Origin of the sequence: Tatumella sp. UCD-D_suzukii (genome assembly GCF_000611875.2) — a bacterium.
GTDB classification, from domain to species: Bacteria; Pseudomonadota; Gammaproteobacteria; order Enterobacterales; family Enterobacteriaceae; genus Tatumella; species Tatumella ptyseos.
In genome coordinates, this window is sequence record NZ_JFJX01000001.1 from 352824 (window position 1) to 373840 (window position 21017).

Sequence of the window (21017 nt, forward strand, 5' to 3'; positions counted from 1 at the left end):
GACCTTTTTATCGTCTGTCATAAAGTAAACCGCTGACAGATCGGCTGTGTGCTTTATATATAAGGGTAACTCATGAAACATCTGCAAGTCGCGGTCGGGATTATCCGGGACCCGCAACGGGGTATTTTTCTGGCCCGTCGTTCATCCTCTTCCCATATGGCAAATAAATGGGAGTTCCCTGGCGGTAAAATTGAAAAAGATGAAACCGCTGAACAGGCACTGAAACGTGAACTGATGGAAGAGACGGGTATTGAGGTGATGAGTGCACAGGCTATCGGACAGGCTGATCATACTTACGAGGATGTTCACGTCACACTGCACTTTTTCCTGGTTGAGCAGTGGAAAGGGGAACCCTGGGGGAAAGAGGGGCAGCCACAACGCTGGGTCAGGCAGGAGGCATTAATTGCGGAAGAATTTCCGCCGGCAAATCATCAACTGGTGGGCAGACTGGTGGCCGGTGAGCTGTAAGGATAACAAAGGGCACAACCTGGTGGTCTGTGCCCTCTGCTTTGCGGAAAACGCTATTCTCCGCTCCATTCATCTTCATCAGAAAGTTTGTCATCCACCGGGATACGCTTTTCTTCAGCCGCCCATTCGCCTAAATCAATCAGCTGGCAGCGTTTAGAACAAAACGGGCGCCAGGGACTGAGACTATCCCAGATCACATCAGCCTGGCATTGAGGGCATTTCACTGTGACAACTTCTTCCTGCATAGTACCTTCTTAACAACATGCGATTTCAAACTGCAGACGAGCGGGTATTTCACCGTATTCACTGTCCATTGGCATAAAGCGGATAGCATAGCGATTTTTATGCCCGGAGATCTGCGGGTAGAGCTGGTCTTCTGCTGTGAGTTGCAGACGGATCAGATCGGCGTCTTCCGCGTTATCCTGAAAAAAGCCATTGAGACTGGTTTCTGCATGGAAATTACCAGACTGACGGATGAGATCCAACACCAGACGTAAACTTTCTCTGAGGGGTTGCAGAGTAGAGCACCATTCGTCGACCCGGGTCTGACGTTCAGCCGCAGCACTATTGAGCCATATATGAAGGGCAGGCAGGTCAAAGCTGCAACATCCACCGGGTATTCCCAGTCGCTGACGAACCTGACTAATAAATCTGTCTTCTCTGAGTTGTTGACCCATACGCGGAACCGTCATCATCAGGGTACCCTGCTTTTTGAGTTCCTGCTGCAGCTCACTGACTCTGGTAGCATCTACGCCACTGACGGATAACCAGCTGTAAAGTTTTTGTTGCTGGCGATCCAGTTCCTTAACCAGGTCAGCACGGATATCTCCGCGGTCAAAAATATCTAATAAGTCACCGATCCCGCGGAAGAAACTCAATGCACTGGCAGGATCATCCACAGGCTGACTGCTACTGAGGTTGTTCAGAATATATTCAACCCGGAGCCAGGTACGCATTTTTTCGTTGAGCGGGTACTCAAACAGGATAACGGTGCTCATGATACAGATCCTTTTTTCACTGACGCCAGCCTCTGATAGAGGCGAAACAACGTATTGATATCCTGCTCTTGTTCGGCAGGTGTCCCGGTGTTGTCGATAATATCATCGGCAACCGCTAAACGTGATTGCCTGCTCGCTTGTGCAATCAGTATAGCTTCAGCCTGCTGGCGGCTGATCTGATCTCTTGCCATGGTACGATTGATTTGGGTTTCTTCATCCACATCGATCACCAGCACACGATCCGCTTTCAGGTGCAAATTATTTTCCACCAGCAAGGGAACCACCCACAGACACCAGTCAGCCGTGACAGCTTTTATCATGTCCTGAGTCCGTTGCTGGATCAACGGGTGAAGGAGGTTATTCAACCAGACCTTCTGTGGTGGTTCGGCAAAAATCTGCTGGCGTAACCAGCTGCGATCCAGTGAACCATCAGGCAGTAATGCCTGTGCGCCGAAATGTGTCTCAATCTGCTGAAGAGCTGTTGAACCTGGCGCAACGACTTCACGGGCAATCACATCGGCATCAATGACCGGAACCCCCCGTTCAGAAAACCGGTTAGCCACAGTGGTTTTACCGCTCCCGATCCCGCCGGTAAGTGCAACAACATAGGTCATAACATAGGTATCCTGGCTATTAAGAAACTCCCCGGGTAAAAATACCGGAGAGCGTAAATTATTTTAGTCAGATTAGACGAATTATCGGCTAATAAAAAATAAAAACTCCGTTCTGTTATGACGTTATTACTTATCCGTTCCGGCTGCAGGTAGTCAGAAAATGAGCGTGCAGGCACCTTTCACTGACACAGTAACAGCTTACCGCGAGCTGAAAAGTAATACTCTAAGCGCTGTTTATTTAATGCCATAACCCGTATGGCAGCATTATATTCACCGCAGGGGGATGTTTTTTATGACTGATTTCAGGGCAACTTACTGTTTTGCAGTATGAATTTTGCTCAGTCTATTCTCTCAAAGAATAATGTCTTTTTCTGTCAGAGTTGATCACTCACGTATGAGCTAATCACCGGGAAAATTCATTTTCTATATCGCATTAATTAAATGTATAGAGTTTTTATCTGGTCGTTTTTTACGCTTGTCCGGGGGGCGTATTCTCTCTTTTCCGGAAATATTCACCCGGAAAGAGTAAATCTGAACGCCTTATATTTCCGTTTGGAAATAATATCTGCAGGTGATTTTATGGATAACCGTCGCGGGGGACTAAGCGGCGTGCGGTCAGCGTGGAAAACAGGCGGAGCGGACAGATTAAAATATCGCCTCACCCAGATTAAACATCGGCAGATACATACCGATGACAATACTTCCCGTGATAAGCCCGGTGATCAGCAACATAGCTGGCTCAATACTGTTACTCAGAAGATCGGTTTGTTGCCTGGCCTCAGTTTCAAACCACTGCGCCAGCCGCATAAAAACCACATCCAGGGTGCCGGTTTGTTCTCCTGAGCGGGTCAGCAGGTAACATATTGGCGGAAAACCGGGTTGATCATTCAGGCCAGCGGAGAGAGGAAGGCCCTGTTCAATATGGTGACGCAGCGTGTTTAGTGCTTGTTGCCAGAAAGGTGTAGCAAACACGTTCTCTGCTATCTGTAATCCTTCGCTCAGTGGTAATCCCGAACGCTGGGTCAGTGCCAGAATATCAAAAAGTTGTGCCAGCAGCGTGAACTGCCATAGCCGGCCAGCCAAAGGCAGACGTAACAATAAGCGCTGGCTTGTCAGCACCCGCGCGGCATTTTTTCTGCATCTCAGGTATCCGACACTGCCAGCCACAGCCATTAGCAGCACCGCTGGTATGGCGTGTACTAAAGACTGTGAAAAACCGATCAGATACCGCGTGAAAGCAGGCAGAGGTGTGTTAGCAGAGCGGTAAATGGCGGCAAACTCCGGTAATATCCACAGCAACATTCCCAGACTTATCACTGCGGCCAGCAGGAGGACAAACAGCGGGTATCTCAGGGCCTTGATAAGTTGCTGCTTCAGTTGGCGCTGTTTTTGCTGCTGCTCCGCCAGATTTTTACAGCAATATTCCAGTTGGCCTGTTTGTTCTCCGGTTCGTATCATTGAGATGCAGAGGGGCGGAAAAATACCGGGCCAGTGGCTGAGTGCGGACGAAAAGCTGGTACCGGACAGGATTTGTTGCTGCAATTGTTCCAGTAACGAGCGCCATGCCTTCGCCGGATGGCCACCTGCCAGCAGAAGTAAGCCCTCGGACAGTGTCAGGCCCGCCTGAAGCAACATACCGGTCTGGCTGAAGAAAACAACCCTTTCCTGACGCAGCCAGTAGCGTGCTGAATAACACTTTTTTCGTGTGATTTTCAGCGGAATTAAGTCCTGTTGAGACATCATATCCTGCAACCGGCGGGGGTTATCCGCCAGCATTTCTCCCTGACAATAACCCCCTTCAGCATCGATAGCCCGCCAGTGAAATAAACAGTAATTACTCATCCAGCCCCCCCGTCACACGAAGTACTTCAGCCCAGGAGGTGTCAGCACGGCTGACGGCATTCAAACCAGATATAAACAGAGGCTGCATGCCCTGGCGGGAAGCAATCATTTTTAACTCCTGAGAGGAGACATCGGCAGCGATAGCCTGGTGTAAATCACCGGTAATGGCCAATACTTCAAAAATGGCGAACCGGCCATAATAGCCGCCAAAACAGTGGTCACAACCTTCAGCCAGCCAGTGTGTTATGGCGGACGGTTGCCGGCCGGGCGGGCCGGGTAGTGTGGTATCTGCCTGGCGACGACAATGCCGGCACAACCTGCGGACCAGCCGTTGGGCGATGACTAACCGCAGCGAAGCGGCCAGCAGATACCCGGCAATGCCCATCTGGCGTAAGCGCGTTATCGCTTCAGGTGTCGAATTGGTGTGTAGCGTTGATAGAACCAGATGGCCGGTCTGAGCTGCTTTGACGGCAATGTCTGCCGTTTCGTTATCCCTGATTTCGCCAATCATAATGACATCCGGATCCTGGCGAAGCAGCGCCCGCAGGATACGGGCGAAGTCCAGCCCGGCACGGGTATTGATTTGCGTCTGATTAATGCCGGGCAGAGTCATCTCTATCGGGTCTTCCACCGTGGAGAGGTTTCTATCCGGGGTATTTAAGGCATTTAACAGACTGTAAAGCGTCAGGGTTTTACCGCTGCCTGTCGGCCCGGTGACCAGAATCATCCCCTGAGGTTGCTGTAATACGGCCAGTAACTGAGTCAGCGTGTCTGGCTCCAGCCCTAACTGTGCAGGAGTCAGGGCTGCGGACAGGGTCTGCAGACGTCTGAGCACGACTTTCTCTCCGAAGTGTGTCGGCAGAGTCGACAGACGAAAGCTCTGTCTGTCATCGCCGGTTTCATAGCTCAGTTGACCATCCTGCGGCAGTCGGTTTTCAGCGATATCCACGCCGGCCAGAATTTTAAATCGGGCAATCAGTGAATTCCCCGGACAGGGCAACCTGAGCGGGCAGGGGGAGAGAATACCGTCGATTCTCAGACGGGCCCGTATTCCTTCCGGGGTCGGTTCAATATGAATATCAGAGGCCCGTAAGCGAATGGCCAGTGCCAGTAGCTGCCCGGCAAGCTCCGGGATATTGGTGCTTTCAGGGTTTCCGCTTACCGGAGATGATGACGGAGAAGCCGTCTGCTGGCGGCAGTTTTCAATCCGGGCTAGTGGCCAGACTTCAAAACTGACTTGTCGCTGGCTGGCGAAACGCAGAGATTCGATAATTTCCTCAGCGGGCAACGCTGTCACTGCCAGCCTGAGTAACGTGGCGTCCAGTGAGAGGATGCAGGCAGGGATCTGGCGGCATAAATTATCCAGCGATTGCGGGATCATAGCTCCTCCTGCTGATCGTCGAACCGGAATTGTGATCGACAATTGTTGAGAAGCAGTCGGTTTTCACTCAGGCATCGCTTGGTCCATGAAAACTCACCGTCCTGTGCATTCCAGTGGGGGAGCAGTTCGACCGTTAACCCTTTCAATGTTTCGCTGCCAGTGAGAGTCATTTTACCGTCACTGACCTGCAGGCTTCCGGTGTAACGAGACCCTTTCACGGCGGGGATACCGTATGTCTCTGCATTACATCCCTGGCTGGTTCCTTTTTCCATACTGCAAAGTTCAATCGCGGTTTTATACGGTAACATTAGTTGCAACATATCGGTGATGGCCGCTTTCTGCAGATAGTTCTGATACGCCGGTAAACCGATAGCACTGAGGATGGCGATAATCGCGATCACGATCATTAGCTCAATCAGGGTAAAACCTTGTTGTTTTTCCATAGATACCCTCCTTGTAATAAGCCGGGAAGAGTAAAGCGTTATGCCGGCAGGAGGGATGGATGATCTCCGGCGGCAGGAGATCGCATCCGGAGTTTTATCGGTTGTTTCATCGCAAAGCAGTCAGGATGTGTGCCGGCATCCGTAACAGATAAACCGGCCCGGGAAAGGTTTAGGCGCTGGCGGGCAAAAACTGCAGTGAAATATTCAGAGGCTGTGGCTGGTTCAGTAGTGCATTGGCGGAAAGGTAATCCACACCGGTATGTGAAAGGGCCGGCAGATGCTGACAGGTATTTTGTCCGCTGATAATCAGCATCGGTGACACCTGTTGTTTGTGGCGTTCAGTGACCGCAGCATTGACTTCCGGCAAGGTGAAGTTTTGCAACTGTATAAGATCTGCCCCGGCGACCAGTGCCTGTGAGAACTGTGTGAACGATGTCACTGTGACTTCAATCGGGCGGTCCGGGTCGATCCAGCGGGCATTTTCTATTGCCGAAACGACCGAGCCACAGGCGATAATATGGTTTTCGTTAATGGGGATCAGATCGCTCAGGTCCAGCCGCTGTGCCGTATGATCGCCGCAGAGAAGCGCATATTTTATCGCGTTACTGAATCCCGGCTGAGTATTCAGGGAATCCATCACCCGGAGCTGAGTGTCAGCTAACTGGCTAAGGGTATGGCTGAAGCGGGTTGAAATTCCGGATAATGTCTGTAAAAAATGCAGCACCGAAGTTTCGGCACTGAGTAATGCGGTAGCGGGGCCGGTCAGGGTGGCCAGTATTTGACCCTGATGAATCGCGGCGGCATCGCTGGTATGCCACTGCCACGTTATGTCGGGGCTAATCTGCTGAAGCACCGCCTCAGCCCAGGCTTTACCGCAGAATATACCGTCTTCATGGCTGATAAGCTGCGCCTGGCTGCGCTGCGTTTCGCTGACCAGACGAGTCACCAGAGGATGGTCAGGGTGTCGCTTGCCTGCGGGGGCATTCTGTAATGCCTGCGTAACGACTTCCGGAATGTCATACCTGACGCGTTCGAGTAGCTGTCGTTTGCAGTGTTCTGAGGCAGTATGGCTTACGGGCATGGGGCTGTTTGCTCCTTTAGTCACAGGAATAAATACTGTAGCCTGAAGTGTCATGACTCTCCAGCCGAATAGCGTAACCAGTTGAGTCATCGGGTCTGACGGCTGAGGCCGTCAGTCTGAGAGTCGCTGGCACCCGGAACGGATAAGCAATATCATGATAACTCTTATGTTATTCTCGACCTTATGCAGGGAACATGACCCATATGAAACTTGAATCTGGCTGGCTGACAACGGCAAGAAAAGTCCCTTCAGCGCATTTTAACGAGCGTCCGGAAGAGGTGTCCCCCTGGCTATTGGTGATCCATAATATCAGCCTGCCTCCGGGGAAATTTGGCGGTCCCTGGATAGACCAGCTCTTTACCGGCACCCTGAATCCCGACGATGACCCGTATTTTGAGGGGATCGCGGCGCTAAAGGTGGCTGCACATTGCCTGATCCGACGTGATGGTGAAATAGTGCAATATGTGGCTTTTGATAAGCGCGCCTGGCATGCCGGGCAGTCTTCCTATCACGGGCAGGATAATTGTAATGATTTTTCCATCGGTATTGAGCTGGAAGGCACGGATACCGTGGCGTATACCGCGCAGCAATACGAATCATTGTGTCAGATAACACGCCTTCTGATGCATTGTTATCCGATAAAAACTGACGATATTACCGGGCACAGTGATATTGCCCCCGGACGTAAGACGGATCCCGGGGAGGCATTTGACTGGCAATACTACCGGCAACAACTGCAGGCGATAACCGGCGAGCAGGCCGGACAGAAATGAAATAAGGGCTGGAAAGAATGACGTTATTTACCTTGTTACTGGTACTGGGCTGGGAACGGTTATTTAAATTGGGTGAACACTGGCAGCTGGAGCATCGGTTACGGCCGATTTTCCGTGGGCAGACCCATTTCTCGATGATACGCACGACCGGTATGGCGGTTCTGGCAATGCTGATAACGCTGGTGCTGGTGCTGAGCCTGCGGGGGTTATTCTTCGGAGTACCGTCGTTGCTGTTATGGGTCGTGGTCGGGGTATTATGCATCGGCGCCGGGGTCACGCGTCTGCATTATCATGCTTATCTGAAGTCGGCCAGCGTCGATGATCAGGCCGCCCATCAGGCAATGGCTGATGAGCTGAGTTTAATTCACGGATTACCGGATACCGCGAATGAGCGTGTGTATCTGCGTGAGTTACAGAATGCACTGCTGTGGATTAACTACCGCTTCTACCTCGCACCGCTGTTCTGGTTTGTGGTGGGGGGGCCGTGGGGGCCGGTAACGCTGGTCGGATACGCGTTTCTGCGCGCCTGGCAAGGCTGGCTGGCGGCTCATCAGACAGCAGCCGAACGTGAACAGTCCGGCGTGGAGAAATTACTGTTTGTGCTGGACTGGATCCCTGTACGCCTTGCCGGTGTGGCTTATGCGCTGTTAGGGCATGGTGAAAAAGCCTTACCTGCCTGGTTCAAATTTATCAGGGATGTGCGACACACGCCGTATCAGGTTCTGACCCGTCTGGCCCAGTTCTCGCTGGAACGCGACCCCTGTACGGATAAAGTGGAAAAACCCCGTATGGCGGTGGCGTTGGCGAAACGTATCACGCTGGTGCTGGTGGTGGTGGTGGCGCTACTGACAATCACAGGGACACTGCTCTAGCCGGTCATCCTCTGAGGGACAAAAAGGGCGCAGTCAGATCTTTCTGAACTGCGCCCTTTTTACGTCAACCGTGGATTATCAGGCCGGATGCTTCTTCGTCCGGAATAAATACCCGATGGCCAGAATAACCAGCCAGACGGGGATCAGCCACACAGAAATCGCCATTCCCGGGGTCATGACCATGATGACCAGGATAGCTGCCATAAACAGCAGACAAATCCAGTTACCCAGCGGATAAAGAAGTGCTTTAAAGCGTGGGGTAACTCCCTGCCTCTCTTTCGCTTTACGGAATTTCAGATGCGCCAGGCTTATCATGGCCCAGTTAATGACCAGAGCAGAGACCACCAATGACATCAGTAAACCAAAGGCTTTCGCCGGCATCAGATAGTTGATCAGTACCCCGAGAGCAGTGGCTACGGCAGACAGTCCCAGAGCAACATAAGGCACCCCACGGCGGTCGACCTTCAGCAGAGCGCGGGGACCATTACCCTGCTTCGCCAGCCCGTACAGCATACGGCTGTTACTGTAGACGCAACTGTTATAGACCGAGAGAGCGGCGGTCAGGATCACAATATTCAGCGCATTCGCGACCAGGCTGTCACCCAGTTCATGGAAGATAAGCACAAACGGGCTGCCACCTTCGACCACTTTCGTCCACGGGTAGAGTGATAACAGGATGGTCAGTGAGCCGATGTAAAAAATCAGAATACGGTACAACACCTGGTTAGTGGCTTTAGGGATGCTCCGCTCCGGATTATCGGCTTCTGCCGCGGTGATCCCCACCAGTTCAAGTCCGCCGAAAGAGAACATGATGACTGCCATCGACATCACAAGCCCGGAAATACCGTGAGGGAAGAAGCCCCCGATGGCCCAGATATTGGAGAAAGAGGCTTCAGGCGCACCGTGTCCGCTGAACAACATCCAGCCACCAAACAGGATCATACCGATGACAGCTACGACTTTAATGATAGAGAACCAGAACTCCATCTCACCGTAGACTTTCACATTGCTCAGGTTAATGGCATTGATCAGTACAAAGAAGACCGCTGCAGACACCCATGTGGGAATTTCCGGCCACCAGTACTGAATATAGACGCCGACAGCAGTGAGTTCAGCCATGGCTACCAGCACATAGAGCACCCAGTAGTTCCAGCCGGAAGCAAATCCTGCAAAGCTCCCCCAGTATTTATAGGCGAAATGACTAAATGACCCGGCGACCGGCTCCTCTACCACCATTTCACCCAGCTGACGCATGATCAGAAAGGCGATAAACCCGCCGATGGCATACCCCAGCAGGACGGAAGGACCGGCCATTTTTATCGTTTGCGCTATTCCGAGAAACAGGCCTGTACCAATGGCTCCCCCCAGAGCGATTAACTGAATATGGCGGTTCTTCAATCCCCGCTTCAGCGTGTCCTCTTGCTGTTTTTCCATAAAAAAACCTCTTAATCATCTACAGTTCTGCTTTCCCAGGGTGAGGGAAGGCAGTGATTTATAGTGCTTTCGTTATTATTTTACCTGTCCGTAACAGCACGATACTGCCGTCTGCCTGCGGATCAGAATAGTGATAAGTCATACGCTTTGCACCTTGCTTTTGTTGTTTCGTGCTCAAAAAAGCCTATCTTTGGCGATGGGCCCGGTTCCATCCTGCCGGGACAGGAAAAACAGGGGATGAATTACCCGCCACAGAGGGCGAGATAACAGCAGGAAATCCGGAGTAAACAGGCTGACGACGTTGATGGTAAAGAAAAAATCGCGCATTTCCGGGATTTGATCCTGACGCAAAGCTGGCACCGGTATATGGACAGCAGGTAAATAATTTGTTACTTTTAGCGCCCGTATTTTGCTAATTGGTAATACCAATTATCCGGCACAATGACAGGAATAAATTAACGACTGTGATGGCGTACAGCAAAATCCGACAACCTAAGCTGTCAGATGTGATTGAGCAGCAACTGGAGTCGCTGATTATGGAAGGCTCATTGTGTCCGGGAGAACAACTCCCCCCGGAGCGCGAGCTTGCCCGTCAATTTGATGTATCGCGCCCCTCCGTGCGTGAGGCGATACAGCGCCTGGAAGCCCGGGGACTGTTATCTCGTCGTCAGGGAGGCGGGACCTTTGTGCAGACGACTCTCTGGCAAAGCCTGAGCGACCCGCTGGTCGGTATACTGGCGAATTCTCCTGAATCCCGTTTTGATTTACTGGAAACCCGGCATGCGCTGGAGGGGATAGCGGCGTACTATGCGGCGTTGCGGGGGACGGAAGAGGATTTAGCGCGTATCCGCGCACATCACATCCGTATTCAGCAGGCACAGGACAGCGGAAACCTGGATGCCGAAGCTGACGCCGTCATTAAATATCAAATAACCGTCACTGAAGCCGCCCATAATATGGTGCTGTTGCATCTTGTGCGCGCTATGGGGCCGCTGCTGGAACAAAATGTCCGGCAGAATTTTGAAACACTTTACTTACGACGCGATATGCTAGCGAAAGTAAGTGGACACCGCGCCAGAATTTTTGAGGCGATTATTGCACGTGAGCCGGAAAAAGCCCGTGAAGAATCACACTCGCACCTGGCGTTTCTTGAAGAAATATTGCTGGAAAGAAGCCGGGAAGAAAGCCGGCGGGAACGTTCATTAAGACGTCTTCAGCAACGCAAGGGTTAGGCACATCAAGGTATGTGCAATTATGAAGTGCTTGTCTGCTCTGTACCCCAACTTTGTTTTACAGATAAGCTACTCAAAATTCAACGTATTAGACACAGATAAGGAATAGCCCCATGTCAGAACGTTTACCTAATGACGTGGATCCGATTGAAACCCGCGACTGGTTACAGGCGCTCGAATCGGTCATCCGTGAAGAAGGTGTTGAACGCGCTCAGTACTTAATTGATCAGGTACTTGATGCGGCTCGCAAAGGTGGTGTCAGTGTGGCAGCCGGCGCTTCTGCGCAGGACTACATCAATACTATTTCCGTTGACGATGAACCGGAATATCCGGGGAACCAGGCACTGGAGCGACGTATTCGTTCAGCAATTCGCTGGAATGCGATTATGACGGTACTGAGAGCATCTAAAAAAGATCTGGAACTGGGTGGCCATATGGCGTCTTTCCAGTCTTCTGCGACCATTTACGAAGTTTGCTTTAACCACTTCTTCCGCGCCCGTACTGCGCAGGATGGCGGCGACCTGGTTTATTTCCAGGGGCACATTTCGCCTGGCATCTATGCCCGCGCCTTCCTGGAAGGTCGTTTAACGGAAGAACAGTTGAACAACTTCCGTCAGGAGGTTCATGGTAAGGGGCTTTCTTCTTATCCACACCCTAAACTGATGCCTGATTTCTGGCAGTTCCCGACGGTTTCTATGGGGCTGGGACCGTTGTCGGCAATCTACCAGGCAAAATTCCTGAAATATCTGGAACACCGTGGTCTGAAAAAGACCTCGGCGCAGACCGTTTATGCCTTCCTGGGCGACGGTGAAATGGATGAGCCGGAATCCAAAGGGGCGATCACTATCGCAACCCGTGAGAAACTGGATAACCTGGTGTTCATCATTAACTGTAACCTGCAACGTCTGGATGGACCGGTGACAGGTAACGGTAAAATTATTAATGAACTGGACGGTATCTTTACCGGTGCCGGCTGGGAAGTGATTAAAGTCATCTGGGGCGATCGCTGGGACGAACTGCTGCGTAAAGACACCAGTGGTAAGCTTATTCAGCTGATGAATGAAACCGTTGACGGTGATTATCAGACCTTTAAGTCAAAAGACGGGGCCTATGTGCGTGAGCACTTCTTCGGAAAATATCCGGAGACGGCGGCACTGGTCAAAGATATGTCAGACGATGAGATCTGGTCACTGAACCGTGGTGGTCATGATCCGAAGAAAGTCTATGCGGCCCTGAAAAAAGCGCAGGACACCAAAGGAAAACCGGTGCTGATCCTGGCGCATACCGTTAAAGGGTATGGCATGGGTGAAACGGCGGAAGGTAAAAACATCGCGCACCAGGTGAAGAAAATGAACATGGATGGCGTGCGCTATATCCGTGATCGTTTCAATGTGCCGGTCAGTGATGAGCAGCTGGAAACACTGCCGTACGTTACCTTTGACAAAGCATCGGAAGAGTATCAGTACCTGCACGGTCAGCGTGAGAAACTGGGAGGGTATCTGCCAAGCCGTCAGGAGAAGTTCACTGACAAACTGGATATCCCTGCACTTGACGAATTTAAGTCTTTGCTCGATGAGCAAAGCAAAGAAATTTCTACCACCATTGCCTTCGTACGTGCGCTGAATGTCATGCTGAAAAATGCATCGATTAAAGATCGTCTGGTGCCGATCCTTGCCGATGAAGCGCGTACCTTTGGTATGGAAGGTCTGTTCCGTCAGATTGGTATCTACAGCCCGAACGGTCAGCAGTACACACCGCAGGACCGCGAGCAGGTGGCTTACTACAAAGAAGACGAGAAAGGTCAGATCCTGCAGGAAGGGATCAACGAACTGGGGGCCGGGGCGTCCTGGTTAGCCGCCGCGACATCGTACAGTACCAATAACCTGCCGATGATCCCGTTCTACATCTATTACTCCATGTTTGGGTTCCAGCGTATCGGTGATCTGTGCTGGGCCGCCGGGGATCAGCAAGCCCGTGGCTTCCTGGTGGGCGGAACGTCCGGACGTACTACACTGAACGGTGAAGGCCTGCAGCATGAAGACGGACATAGCCATATTCAGTCACTGACTATTCCTAACTGTATCTCTTATGACCCGGCCTACGCGTATGAAGTGGCGGTGATTATGCATGACGGTCTGGAGCGGATGTACGGTGAAGCTCAGGAAAATGTGTATTACTACATTACCACCCTGAACGAAAACTATCATATGCCAGCGATGCCGGAAGCTGCGGAAGAAGGTATCCGTAAGGGGATCTACAAACTGGATACCCTGCAAGGCAGCAAAGGCAAAGTACAGTTACTGGGCTCCGGCGCTATGCTGCGTCATGTCCGTGAAGCCGCAGAAATCCTGGCCAAAGAGTACGGTGTCGGCTCCGACGTTTACAGTGTGACATCCTTTACCGAACTGGCTCGTGATGGTCAGGACTGTGAGCGCTGGAACATGCTGCATCCTGCCGAAGAGCCTCGCGTGCCTTATATTGCTCAGGTGATGAGTGATGCTCCGGCCGTCGCATCGACCGATTACATGAAACTGTTTGCTGAGCAGGTACGCAACTATATTCCTGCCAGTGATTATCGTGTGCTGGGTACGGATGGCTTTGGTCGCTCTGACAGCCGTGAAAATCTGCGTCATCATTTTGAAGTCGATGCTTCGTATGTGGTGGTTGCTGCTCTGGGTGAACTGGCTAAACGCGGTGAGATTGATAAAAATGTGGTCGCTGAGGCGATCCGTAAATTTGATATCGATGCTGATAAAGTCAATCCGCGTCTGGCGTAAGAGGTAATTATTGATGGCAATTGAAATCAACGTTCCGGATATCGGCACTGATGAAGTTGAAGTGACGGAAATCCTGGTCAAAGTGGGTGATAAGGTTGACGCCGAGCAATCACTGATCACGGTTGAAGGGGACAAGGCATCGATGGAGGTGCCTTCACCTCAGTCCGGTGTTATTAAAGAAATTAAAGTCGCTACCGGCGATAAAGTGGCGACCGGATCACTGATTATGATCTTCGAGGCGGCTGAAGCCGAAGCGCCGGCCGCGAAAGCAGCAGAGACAGCGCAGCCACAAGCCGCGGCTGCTTCAGCCACCGGAACCCGTGAGGTCAATGTCCCGGATATCGGGGGTGATGAAGTGGAAGTCACCGAAATTCTGGTGAAAGCCGGCGATACGGTTGAGGCTGAACAGTCTCTGCTGACTGTCGAAGGCGATAAGGCCTCCATGGAAGTGCCTGCACCTTTTGCCGGTAAAGTGAAAGAGATTAAAGTGACCCTCGGCGATAAAGTCAGTACCGGATCGCTTATCATGGTCTTTGAAACGTCGGACGCCGACGCCGCACCGGTCGCAGAAAATACTGCACCAGCGGCCGCACCTGCAGCCACGGCCAGCGAAGAGAAAATCATTCAGGTGCCTGACATCGGTGGTGATGAAGTTGAAGTGACCGAAATCATGGTGAAGGTCGGTGATAAGGTTGAAAACGAACAATCACTGATCACCGTTGAAGGTGATAAAGCCTCAATGGAAGTTCCGGCACCGTATGCCGGTACGGTTAAATCCATCAGTATTTCCGTCGGCGATAAAGTCAGCACCGGCTCACCGATGATGGTGTTTGAAATTGCCGGCAGTGCGCCGGTAGCTGCCCCGGCATCAGCGCCTCAGGCCGCCCCGGTCCCTGCAGCAGAAAAAGCGCCTGCTCCGGCGCAGAATACGGCTAAGCCTGCAGCCGCCCAAAGTGACTTTGCAGAAAATGATGCTTACGTCCACGCCACCCCGGTGATCCGTCGTCTGGCACGTGAGTTCGGGGTTAACCTGGCGAAAGTGAAAGGGACCGGCCGTAAAAACCGTATCCTGCGTGAAGATGTGCAGGCGTACGTGAAAGATGCCGTGAAACGTGCAGAGAACCCTGCCTCCGGTGCGACAGCACTGCCGGGGATGCTGCCATGGCCGAAGGTAGACTTCAGCAAGTTTGGTGAGATTGAAGAAGTCGAGCTGGGACGTATTCAGAAACTGTCCGGGGCTAACCTGAGCCGTAACTGGATGATGATCCCGCATGTCACGCATTTCGATGAAGCGGATATCACTGAACTGGAAGCGTTCCGTAAGCAGCAGAATGTTGACGCTGAGAAACAGAAACTGGACGTAAAAATTACGCCGGTGGTGTTTATTATGAAAGCGGTGGCAAAAGCACTGGAAGCCTTCCCGCGTTTCAATAGTTCGATTTCTGAAGATGCACAACGTTTAACCCTGAAAAAATATATTAATATCGGGGTAGCGGTCGACACTCCTAACGGGTTGGTGGTTCCGGTATTCCGTGACGTGAACAAAAAAGGCATTATTGAGTTATCCCGTGAGCTGATGGATATCTCGAAAAAAGCCCGTAACGGAAAACTTACCTCCGGCGATATGCAGGGCGGATGCTTTACTATTTCCAGCCTTGGCGGACTGGGGACTACATCGTTTACACCGATTGTGAATGCACCGGAAGTGGCTATCCTGGGGGTTTCAAAATCGGCGATGAAACCGGTCTGGAACGGTAAGGACTTTACACCGCGCCTGATGTTGCCGTTGTCGTTATCGTTTGACCATCGGGTGATCGATGGTGCCGATGGTGCGCGGTTTATCACGTATATCAATCAGGTACTGTCAGACATTCGTCGTCTGATTATGTAACACGGATGAGGCCGGTGATAATCGCCGGCCTTATTACTGTGCCGAACGTATCAAGGTGTTTGCATCCGGTATATGCATCCTGCCGGAAGAGAGTTTACGGCGTTAATGACCGTCACCACAGGTGACTTTCGCTAACATAACGCTGTTTGCAGTTTATTAACAATTCTGTAAACTCTTGCGCTAAATACGTCCGGGTGGTTTGCGGACGTTATCAATGATAACAACTGACGTCGGACTGCCGGACAGTCAAATAAGAGGTCATGATGAGTACAGAGATTAAAACCCAGGTCGTGGTACTTGGTGCAGGTCCTGCAGGCTACTCCGCCGCTTTTCGTTGTGCTGACTTAGGACTGGAAACGGTTCTGGTTGAACGCTACAGCACCCTTGGCGGTGTTTGTCTGAACGTAGGTTGTATCCCTTCCAAGGCGTTACTGCACGTCGCAAAAGTTATCGAAGAAGCCAAAGCGCTTGAAGCTCACGGTATCGTATTTGGTCAGCCAAAAACGGATATCGATAAAGTCCGTACCTGGAAAGAGAAAGTCATCACCCAGCTGACCGGTGGACTTGCGGGAATGGCAAAAGGCCGCAAAGTTAACGTCGTGAACGGTTTCGGTAAATTTACCGGCGCGAATACGCTGCAGGTTGAAGGCGAAAACGGCACGACCACCATCAGTTTCGATAATGCGATTATTGCTGCCGGTTCCCGTCCGGTACAGCTACCGTTTATCCCGCATGAAGATCCCCGTGTTTGGGACTCTACCGATGCACTGGCATTGAAAGAAGTGCCTGAGCGCCTGCTGATTATGGGCGGTGGTATTATCGGCCTGGAAATGGGGACCGTGTATCATGCCCTGGGTTCACAGATTGATGTGGTGGAGATGTTTGACCAGGTGATCCCGGCCGCTGACAAAGATGTGGTTAAAGCCTTTACCCGTCGTATCAGCAAGCAGTTTACGCTGATGCTGGAAACCAAAGTGACCGCGGTTGAAGCCAAAGAAGACGGTATTTATGTCTCGATGGAAGGCAAAAATGCCCCTGCGGAACCACAGCGTTATGATGCGGTACTGGTCGCTATCGGTCGTCTGCCTAACGGTAAGAGCCTGGATGCCGGTAAGGCCGGGGTTGACGTTGATGACCGTGGTTTCATTCAGGTTGATAAACAGATGCGTACCAACGTACCGCATATCTTTGCTATCGGGGACATCGTGGGTCAGCCAATGCTGGCACACAAAGGGGTACATGAAGGGCACGTGGCTGCCGAAGTTATCTCCGGTAAGAAACACTATTTCGATCCTAAGGTGATCCCGTCTATCGCGTATACCGAGCCGGAAGTTGCCTGGGTTGGTCTGACCGAAAAAGAAGCCAAAGAGAAAGGCATCAGTTACGAAGTCTCCACCTTCCCGTGGGCGGCTTCAGGCAGGGCAATTGCTTCTGATTGCGCAGACGGTATGACCAAGCTAATTTTCGATAAAGAATCACACCGTATTATCGGTGGGGCGATTGTCGGTACGAATGGCGGTGAATTACTGGGCGAAATCGGGCTGGCGATTGAAATGGGATGTGATGCGGAAGATATTGCGCTGACCATTCATGCCCACCCGACCTTACATGAGTCCGTCGGCCTGGCCGCTGAGATTTATGAAGGCAGTATTACCGACTTACCTAACCCTAAAGCGAAGAAAAAGTAACAGGGAAAGGCAGTAAAACAACGGCTCCTCAGGGAGCCGTTGTTTATGGGGGGGTTCCGTTCCGTGCTTAAAACCACTGACCAAAACGCCGGCAGTAAAACTGTTTTACGGACTGACTCAGCAGGCAGTACCCGGTCAGGATCAGTAATAACCAGGGGAAATAGCTCAGTGGTAAAGGCTGTAACCTGAAGGTGGTTGCCAGCGGTGAGTACGGCAGGGCGATCCCGATAACGACTACAGCTAATGTGCTTAACAGTACCGGCCAGCGGGCACAGCTCTGCAGGAACGGGATTTTGCGGGTCCGCAGCATATGAACCACCAGCGTCTGTGACAGCAGACCTTCCACAAACCAGCCGGACTGGAACAACGATTGTGTGGCCTCACTGTGAGCAGAAAAGACGTGCCACATGATGGCAAAGGTAGCCACATCGAATACCGATGAAATCGGGCCCATCACCAGCATAAAGCGCCCGATATTTCCGGCATCCCATTTCCGGGGCTGTGCCACAAACTCTTCATCCATGCTATCCCAGGGTAACAGCATCTGAGACACATCATAGATCAGGTTTTGCAGCAGCAACTGAATGGCCAGCATTGGCATAAACGGAATAAAGGCGCTGGCAATTAAGACCGAGAAGACATTGCCGAAGTTAGAACTGGCGGTGATATTCAGATACTTGATGATATTCCCGAAGGTCTGACGGCCGATACGGACGCCGTGTTCCAGAACCTGCAGGTCTTTTTCCAGCAAAATAATATCCGCTGCATTCTGTGCAATCTGAGTCGCATTATCCACTGAGATCCCGACATCGGCAGCATGCAGTGCCGCGGCATCGTTAATACCATCACCGAGAAAGCCGACGGTATGACCGGACTGTTGCAGCAGTGTCACTATCCGCGTTTTATCCGACGGGGTCAGCCGTGCAAAAATAGTATGGCTGGCCAGTTGCTGTTTCAGGGTCTCATCGTCCATGGCGGCGATATCCGGTCCCTGTAACGGGATACCGGCAGACAGACGCAGGTCACGGCAAATTTTAGCGGTCACCTCGGCATTATCGCCGGTCAGAACTTTGACCTGAACCCCGCGGGCTTTCAGTGAAGCCAGGGCGCTTTCCGCCCCCTGTTTTACCGGGTCAAGGAAACACAGGATCCCGCACAGTGTCAGATCACATTCATCGTCATGGCGCAAACGGCGCAGGGCATTCTCCGGGGACAAGGTTTTGCTGCCCATCAGAAGCACGCGATAACCCTGGCGGTTTTTCTCTGCCACATAATCCCGGTAATGTTGCAGATGTTCCGGGGTGAGAAGGACCTCTTCTTTACCGGATAGGACGCGTGTGCAGCGGGCTAGCATCTCTTCACTGGCCCCTTTGCAGATGAGCTGTTGTCTGCCATGGTCGTCGTAAACCGACACAGAAAGACAACGCCGGGTAAAGTCGAACGGTAATTCATCGGCTTTACGAATATGCAGCAACCGGCGTGCTATCCCCTGCTGAGTGGCATAGTCATTGATGGCACGATCCATCGGATTATTGATGCCCTGCTGCAGATAACTGTTCAGCCATGCCATTTCAGCAACGTGGATATCGTCGAAGCCATCCGCAGTGAGTGCACCGGCAAGGATAATATTGTCATCGGTCAGGGTGCCGGTTTTATCGGTGCAAAGAATATCCATGGCCCCCAGGTTCTGAATGGCATTGATACGTTTCACCACGACTTTTCTGGACGCCAGCGCCATGGCACCCTTGGCCAGATTCGTACTGACGATCATTGGCAGCATTTCGGGGGTCAGGCCAACGGCCACCGCCAGGGAAAAGAACAACGCCTCAGTCCATTCACCTTTGGTCAGCCCGTTAATCAGAAAGACAACCGGCACCATCAATAGCATAAAGCGGATCAGCAACCAACTGACACTGTTGACCCCTTTATCAAAGGCAGTTTTAGGAGCCGCACCGGAAATCTTCCCGGCCAGTGATCCGTACCAGGTGTCTTCACCTGTGGCGACGACGACGGCGGTGGCAGAACCACTGAGGACGCTGGTGCTCATCAAAGCTATGGCTGGCTGGTGGAGCAGTGCCTGTTCGCTGATCTCAGCCTGTGACTCTTCCGCATGAACCCGGGCGTGTTTTTCAACCGGGAGCGTTTCACCGGTCAGGACGGACTGATTCAGTTGCAGTGAACTGCTTTCCAGCAAACGCAGATCGGCCGGAACAATGTCTCCGGCGCTGAGCATGACGATGTCGCCGGGCACGATTTCGTGGCGGGGCACAGACAGGACGACAGACTGATGCTGTTCATCCTGCCGACGGACATTCACCGTCACTTCCACCAGAGAGTTCAGTGCATCTGCGGCTTTGTTGGTACGGAATTCCTGCACAAAACGGAGCAGGGTGCTGAACAGGATCATACAGCTCATAATAATCACGCTGGTCAGATCCGGTTTATCACCGGCACGAAGAGGGATCCAGTAATCGGTCACAAAACTGACAATCGCCAGTGCCAGCAGCACATAAATAAAAGGATTATTGAAGGCCTGCAGCCACTGGATAAGGGCCGGAGGGGCTTTTTTTACGGCAATTTCGTTCGGACCAAAACGGTGCTGACGGTCAGCAACCTGTTCAGCGGTTAATCCCTGGCTGCCGGCATCGAGTGACGCCAGTGTTGCTTCTGTGCTGGTAGTAATATGATGGCTGATCAGCCATTCCGGTGTCTGCGGCTGCTGTTTTTCCTGCAGCAGCGGGCGGGTATTTATAATCTGTGTCATCTCAATAGTATCCGCTTTGTGACTGCCGGCGCGGGGATCCCGGGCGCAGGACAGTAAAAAAAGTAAGATACGCTGCAGAGTTGAGGGTCAGGCAGGCGTCCCCCTGCAACGCATATAACGTTGCCTGGTCGGGTCATCGTCCATCTGTGGCTCCTTCATTAAGGATTCGTGGAAAGTTTTCTGTGCAAACCGGCACAGTGACGGCAGGTACGATTAAAGGGATAAACCCGGAGGAAAGAGTGCGTGGGTGAACATTTTTGATACCTCGTCTGCGATAAAATAAAGACAGGCGTGGCTATTCGCTCGCTGCTGTCTGCCAAGGGGCAGACAAGCAATTTATCTGCCCTTGTACGTTCGGTAACTGTTCAAGGGATAATCCTGTATAAAAAAGGCAGATAAAATATAAGGTTTTTAGCAGGTAAGGTAAACCCGGAACTTAAACCACAGTTCAACCAGCGTTTTTTATATTGCCTGAAAAGTCCCCGCAGGCCGGTGGCTGTCACCGGAAATGGAGTGATATTTTTTCTTTATGTTTCAGCATGAAGAGTGCTAGTTTAATTAATGTATTATATTTCAGCTGATTAGCGTTATGTACCGGCATGTTCCCTGAACGGCAAGGATGTTGATTTTTTGTAAACAGATTAACAACAGATCAGGATGCTGATAAGCTGCCAAAGCGGACCCGCGCTTTTAATCTCTGCGATAATACCTTTTACATGCAGAGCCATAGCGCAGGAAGCCAATACAATGTGAGTGAGG

At 51.7% G+C, this 21017-nt stretch carries 17 protein-coding genes; 7 read left to right on the forward strand and 10 right to left on the reverse strand.

Features of this window, described 5'->3' with window-relative positions; genetic code table 11:
* Window positions 1-72: 72 nt before the first annotated feature.
* Window positions 73-468 carry an 8-oxo-dGTP diphosphatase MutT gene (gene mutT, locus CG67_RS01645; RefSeq protein WP_025901243.1) on the forward strand — a complete coding sequence of 132 codons (396 nt, stop codon included), beginning with the start codon at window positions 73-75 and terminating at the stop codon, window positions 466-468.
* A gap of 53 nt (window positions 469-521) precedes the next feature.
* On the opposite strand, the gene yacG is transcribed toward mutT, so the two are convergent.
* From yacG to CG67_RS01680, 7 genes are all read right to left on the reverse strand, one after another.
* A complete protein-coding gene (gene yacG, locus CG67_RS01650; protein WP_025901244.1) occupies window positions 522-713 on the reverse strand; it encodes a DNA gyrase inhibitor YacG in 192 nt (63 codons plus the stop codon).
* Window positions 714-722: 9 nt separating this feature from the next.
* Window positions 723-1466 carry a cell division protein ZapD gene (gene zapD, locus CG67_RS01655; protein ID WP_025901245.1) on the reverse strand — a complete coding sequence of 248 codons (744 nt, stop codon included), beginning with the start codon at window positions 1464-1466 and terminating at the stop codon, window positions 723-725.
* On the reverse strand, window positions 1463-2080 hold the full coding sequence (gene coaE / locus CG67_RS01660) for a dephospho-CoA kinase (RefSeq protein WP_025901246.1): 618 nt from the start codon (window positions 2078-2080) through the stop codon (window positions 1463-1465). The genes zapD and coaE overlap by 4 nt, the downstream gene beginning before the upstream one ends.
* Window positions 2081-2725: 645 nt before the next feature.
* Window positions 2726-3922 carry a protein transport protein HofC gene (gene hofC / locus CG67_RS01665; protein ID WP_025901247.1) on the reverse strand — a complete coding sequence of 399 codons (1197 nt, stop codon included), beginning with the start codon at window positions 3920-3922 and terminating at the stop codon, window positions 2726-2728.
* Window positions 3915-5303, reverse strand: coding sequence for a type II secretion system protein GspE (gene gspE / locus CG67_RS01670; RefSeq protein WP_025901248.1), 1389 nt, complete (start codon window positions 5301-5303; stop codon window positions 3915-3917). The genes hofC and gspE overlap by 8 nt, the downstream gene beginning before the upstream one ends.
* Window positions 5300-5746 carry a prepilin peptidase-dependent pilin gene (ppdD, locus tag CG67_RS01675; RefSeq protein WP_025901249.1) on the reverse strand — a complete coding sequence of 149 codons (447 nt, stop codon included), beginning with the start codon at window positions 5744-5746 and terminating at the stop codon, window positions 5300-5302. Before ppdD ends, gspE begins: the two co-directional genes overlap by 4 nt.
* A 169-nt stretch (window positions 5747-5915) precedes the next feature.
* Entirely contained in the window at window positions 5916-6827 is a 912-nt protein-coding gene (locus CG67_RS01680; RefSeq protein WP_025901250.1) for a nicotinate-nucleotide diphosphorylase, read from the reverse strand.
* Between the two features lie 203 nt (window positions 6828-7030).
* On the opposite strand from CG67_RS01680, the gene ampD reads away from it, so the two are divergent.
* Complete coding sequence (ampD, locus tag CG67_RS01685; RefSeq protein ID WP_025901251.1) at window positions 7031-7600, forward strand: 1,6-anhydro-N-acetylmuramyl-L-alanine amidase AmpD; 570 nt, start codon at window positions 7031-7033, stop codon at window positions 7598-7600.
* Between the two features lie 17 nt (window positions 7601-7617).
* Window positions 7618-8472 carry a beta-lactamase regulator AmpE gene (gene ampE / locus CG67_RS01690; protein ID WP_025901252.1) on the forward strand — a complete coding sequence of 285 codons (855 nt, stop codon included), beginning with the start codon at window positions 7618-7620 and terminating at the stop codon, window positions 8470-8472.
* A gap of 78 nt (window positions 8473-8550) precedes the next feature.
* Here ampE and aroP read toward each other — a convergent pair whose 3' ends face one another.
* Both aroP and CG67_RS18215 read right to left on the reverse strand, forming a co-directional pair.
* The gene (gene aroP / locus CG67_RS01695) at window positions 8551-9906 is read right to left on the reverse strand and encodes an aromatic amino acid transporter AroP (protein ID WP_025901253.1); all 1356 of its coding nucleotides are present in this window, start codon (window positions 9904-9906) and stop codon (window positions 8551-8553) included.
* Between the two features lie 174 nt (window positions 9907-10080).
* Window positions 10081-10257, reverse strand: a complete 177-nt coding sequence (locus CG67_RS18215) for a hypothetical protein (RefSeq protein ID WP_160318951.1) — start codon at window positions 10255-10257, stop codon at window positions 10081-10083.
* A 116-nt stretch (window positions 10258-10373) separates the two neighbouring features.
* On the opposite strand from CG67_RS18215, the gene pdhR reads away from it, so the two are divergent.
* The 4 genes from pdhR (at window position 10374) to lpdA (ending at window position 17494) form a co-directional block, all read left to right on the forward strand.
* Window positions 10374-11138, forward strand: coding sequence for a pyruvate dehydrogenase complex transcriptional repressor PdhR (pdhR, locus tag CG67_RS01700; protein ID WP_025901254.1), 765 nt, complete (start codon window positions 10374-10376; stop codon window positions 11136-11138).
* A 113-nt stretch (window positions 11139-11251) separates the two neighbouring features.
* A complete protein-coding gene (aceE, locus tag CG67_RS01705; RefSeq protein WP_025901255.1) occupies window positions 11252-13915 on the forward strand; it encodes a pyruvate dehydrogenase (acetyl-transferring), homodimeric type in 2664 nt (887 codons plus the stop codon).
* A 13-nt stretch (window positions 13916-13928) separates the two neighbouring features.
* On the forward strand, window positions 13929-15806 hold the full coding sequence (aceF, locus tag CG67_RS01710) for a pyruvate dehydrogenase complex dihydrolipoyllysine-residue acetyltransferase (protein WP_025901256.1): 1878 nt from the start codon (window positions 13929-13931) through the stop codon (window positions 15804-15806).
* A 263-nt stretch (window positions 15807-16069) separates the two neighbouring features.
* Window positions 16070-17494 carry a dihydrolipoyl dehydrogenase gene (gene lpdA, locus CG67_RS01715; RefSeq protein ID WP_025901257.1) on the forward strand — a complete coding sequence of 475 codons (1425 nt, stop codon included), beginning with the start codon at window positions 16070-16072 and terminating at the stop codon, window positions 17492-17494.
* A gap of 67 nt (window positions 17495-17561) precedes the next feature.
* Here the strand turns inward: lpdA and mgtA are convergent, their stop codons facing one another.
* Window positions 17562-20258: a magnesium-translocating P-type ATPase gene (gene mgtA / locus CG67_RS01720; RefSeq protein ID WP_025901258.1), complete on the reverse strand. Its 2697-nt coding sequence runs from the start codon at window positions 20256-20258 to the stop codon at window positions 17562-17564.
* Between the last annotated feature and the right edge of the window lie 759 nt (window positions 20259-21017).

Excerpts from the sequence above, each read along its gene's own strand:
- aceE (WP_025901255.1), top strand. The coding sequence starts at position 11,252 with ATGTCAGAACGTTTACCTAATGACGTGGATCCGATTGAAACCCGCGAC.
- hofC (WP_025901247.1), bottom strand. The coding sequence starts at position 3,922 with ATGAGTAATTACTGTTTATTTCACTGGCGGGCTATCGATGCTGAAGGG.
- aceF (WP_025901256.1), top strand. The coding sequence starts at position 13,929 with ATGGCAATTGAAATCAACGTTCCGGATATCGGCACTGATGAAGTTGAA.
- CG67_RS01680 (WP_025901250.1), bottom strand. The coding sequence starts at position 6,827 with ATGCCCGTAAGCCATACTGCCTCAGAACACTGCAAACGACAGCTACTC.
- mgtA (WP_025901258.1), bottom strand. The coding sequence starts at position 20,258 with ATGACACAGATTATAAATACCCGCCCGCTGCTGCAGGAAAAACAGCAG.
- zapD (WP_025901245.1), bottom strand. The coding sequence starts at position 1,466 with ATGAGCACCGTTATCCTGTTTGAGTACCCGCTCAACGAAAAAATGCGT.
- ppdD (WP_025901249.1), bottom strand. The coding sequence starts at position 5,746 with ATGGAAAAACAACAAGGTTTTACCCTGATTGAGCTAATGATCGTGATC.
- aroP (WP_025901253.1), bottom strand. The coding sequence starts at position 9,906 with ATGGAAAAACAGCAAGAGGACACGCTGAAGCGGGGATTGAAGAACCGC.
- ampD (WP_025901251.1), top strand. The coding sequence starts at position 7,031 with ATGAAACTTGAATCTGGCTGGCTGACAACGGCAAGAAAAGTCCCTTCA.
- lpdA (WP_025901257.1), top strand. The coding sequence starts at position 16,070 with ATGAGTACAGAGATTAAAACCCAGGTCGTGGTACTTGGTGCAGGTCCT.
- pdhR (WP_025901254.1), top strand. The coding sequence starts at position 10,374 with ATGGCGTACAGCAAAATCCGACAACCTAAGCTGTCAGATGTGATTGAG.
- gspE (WP_025901248.1), bottom strand. The coding sequence starts at position 5,303 with ATGATCCCGCAATCGCTGGATAATTTATGCCGCCAGATCCCTGCCTGC.
- ampE (WP_025901252.1), top strand. The coding sequence starts at position 7,618 with ATGACGTTATTTACCTTGTTACTGGTACTGGGCTGGGAACGGTTATTT.
- coaE (WP_025901246.1), bottom strand. The coding sequence starts at position 2,080 with ATGACCTATGTTGTTGCACTTACCGGCGGGATCGGGAGCGGTAAAACC.
- yacG (WP_025901244.1), bottom strand. The coding sequence starts at position 713 with ATGCAGGAAGAAGTTGTCACAGTGAAATGCCCTCAATGCCAGGCTGAT.
- mutT (WP_025901243.1), top strand. The coding sequence starts at position 73 with ATGAAACATCTGCAAGTCGCGGTCGGGATTATCCGGGACCCGCAACGG.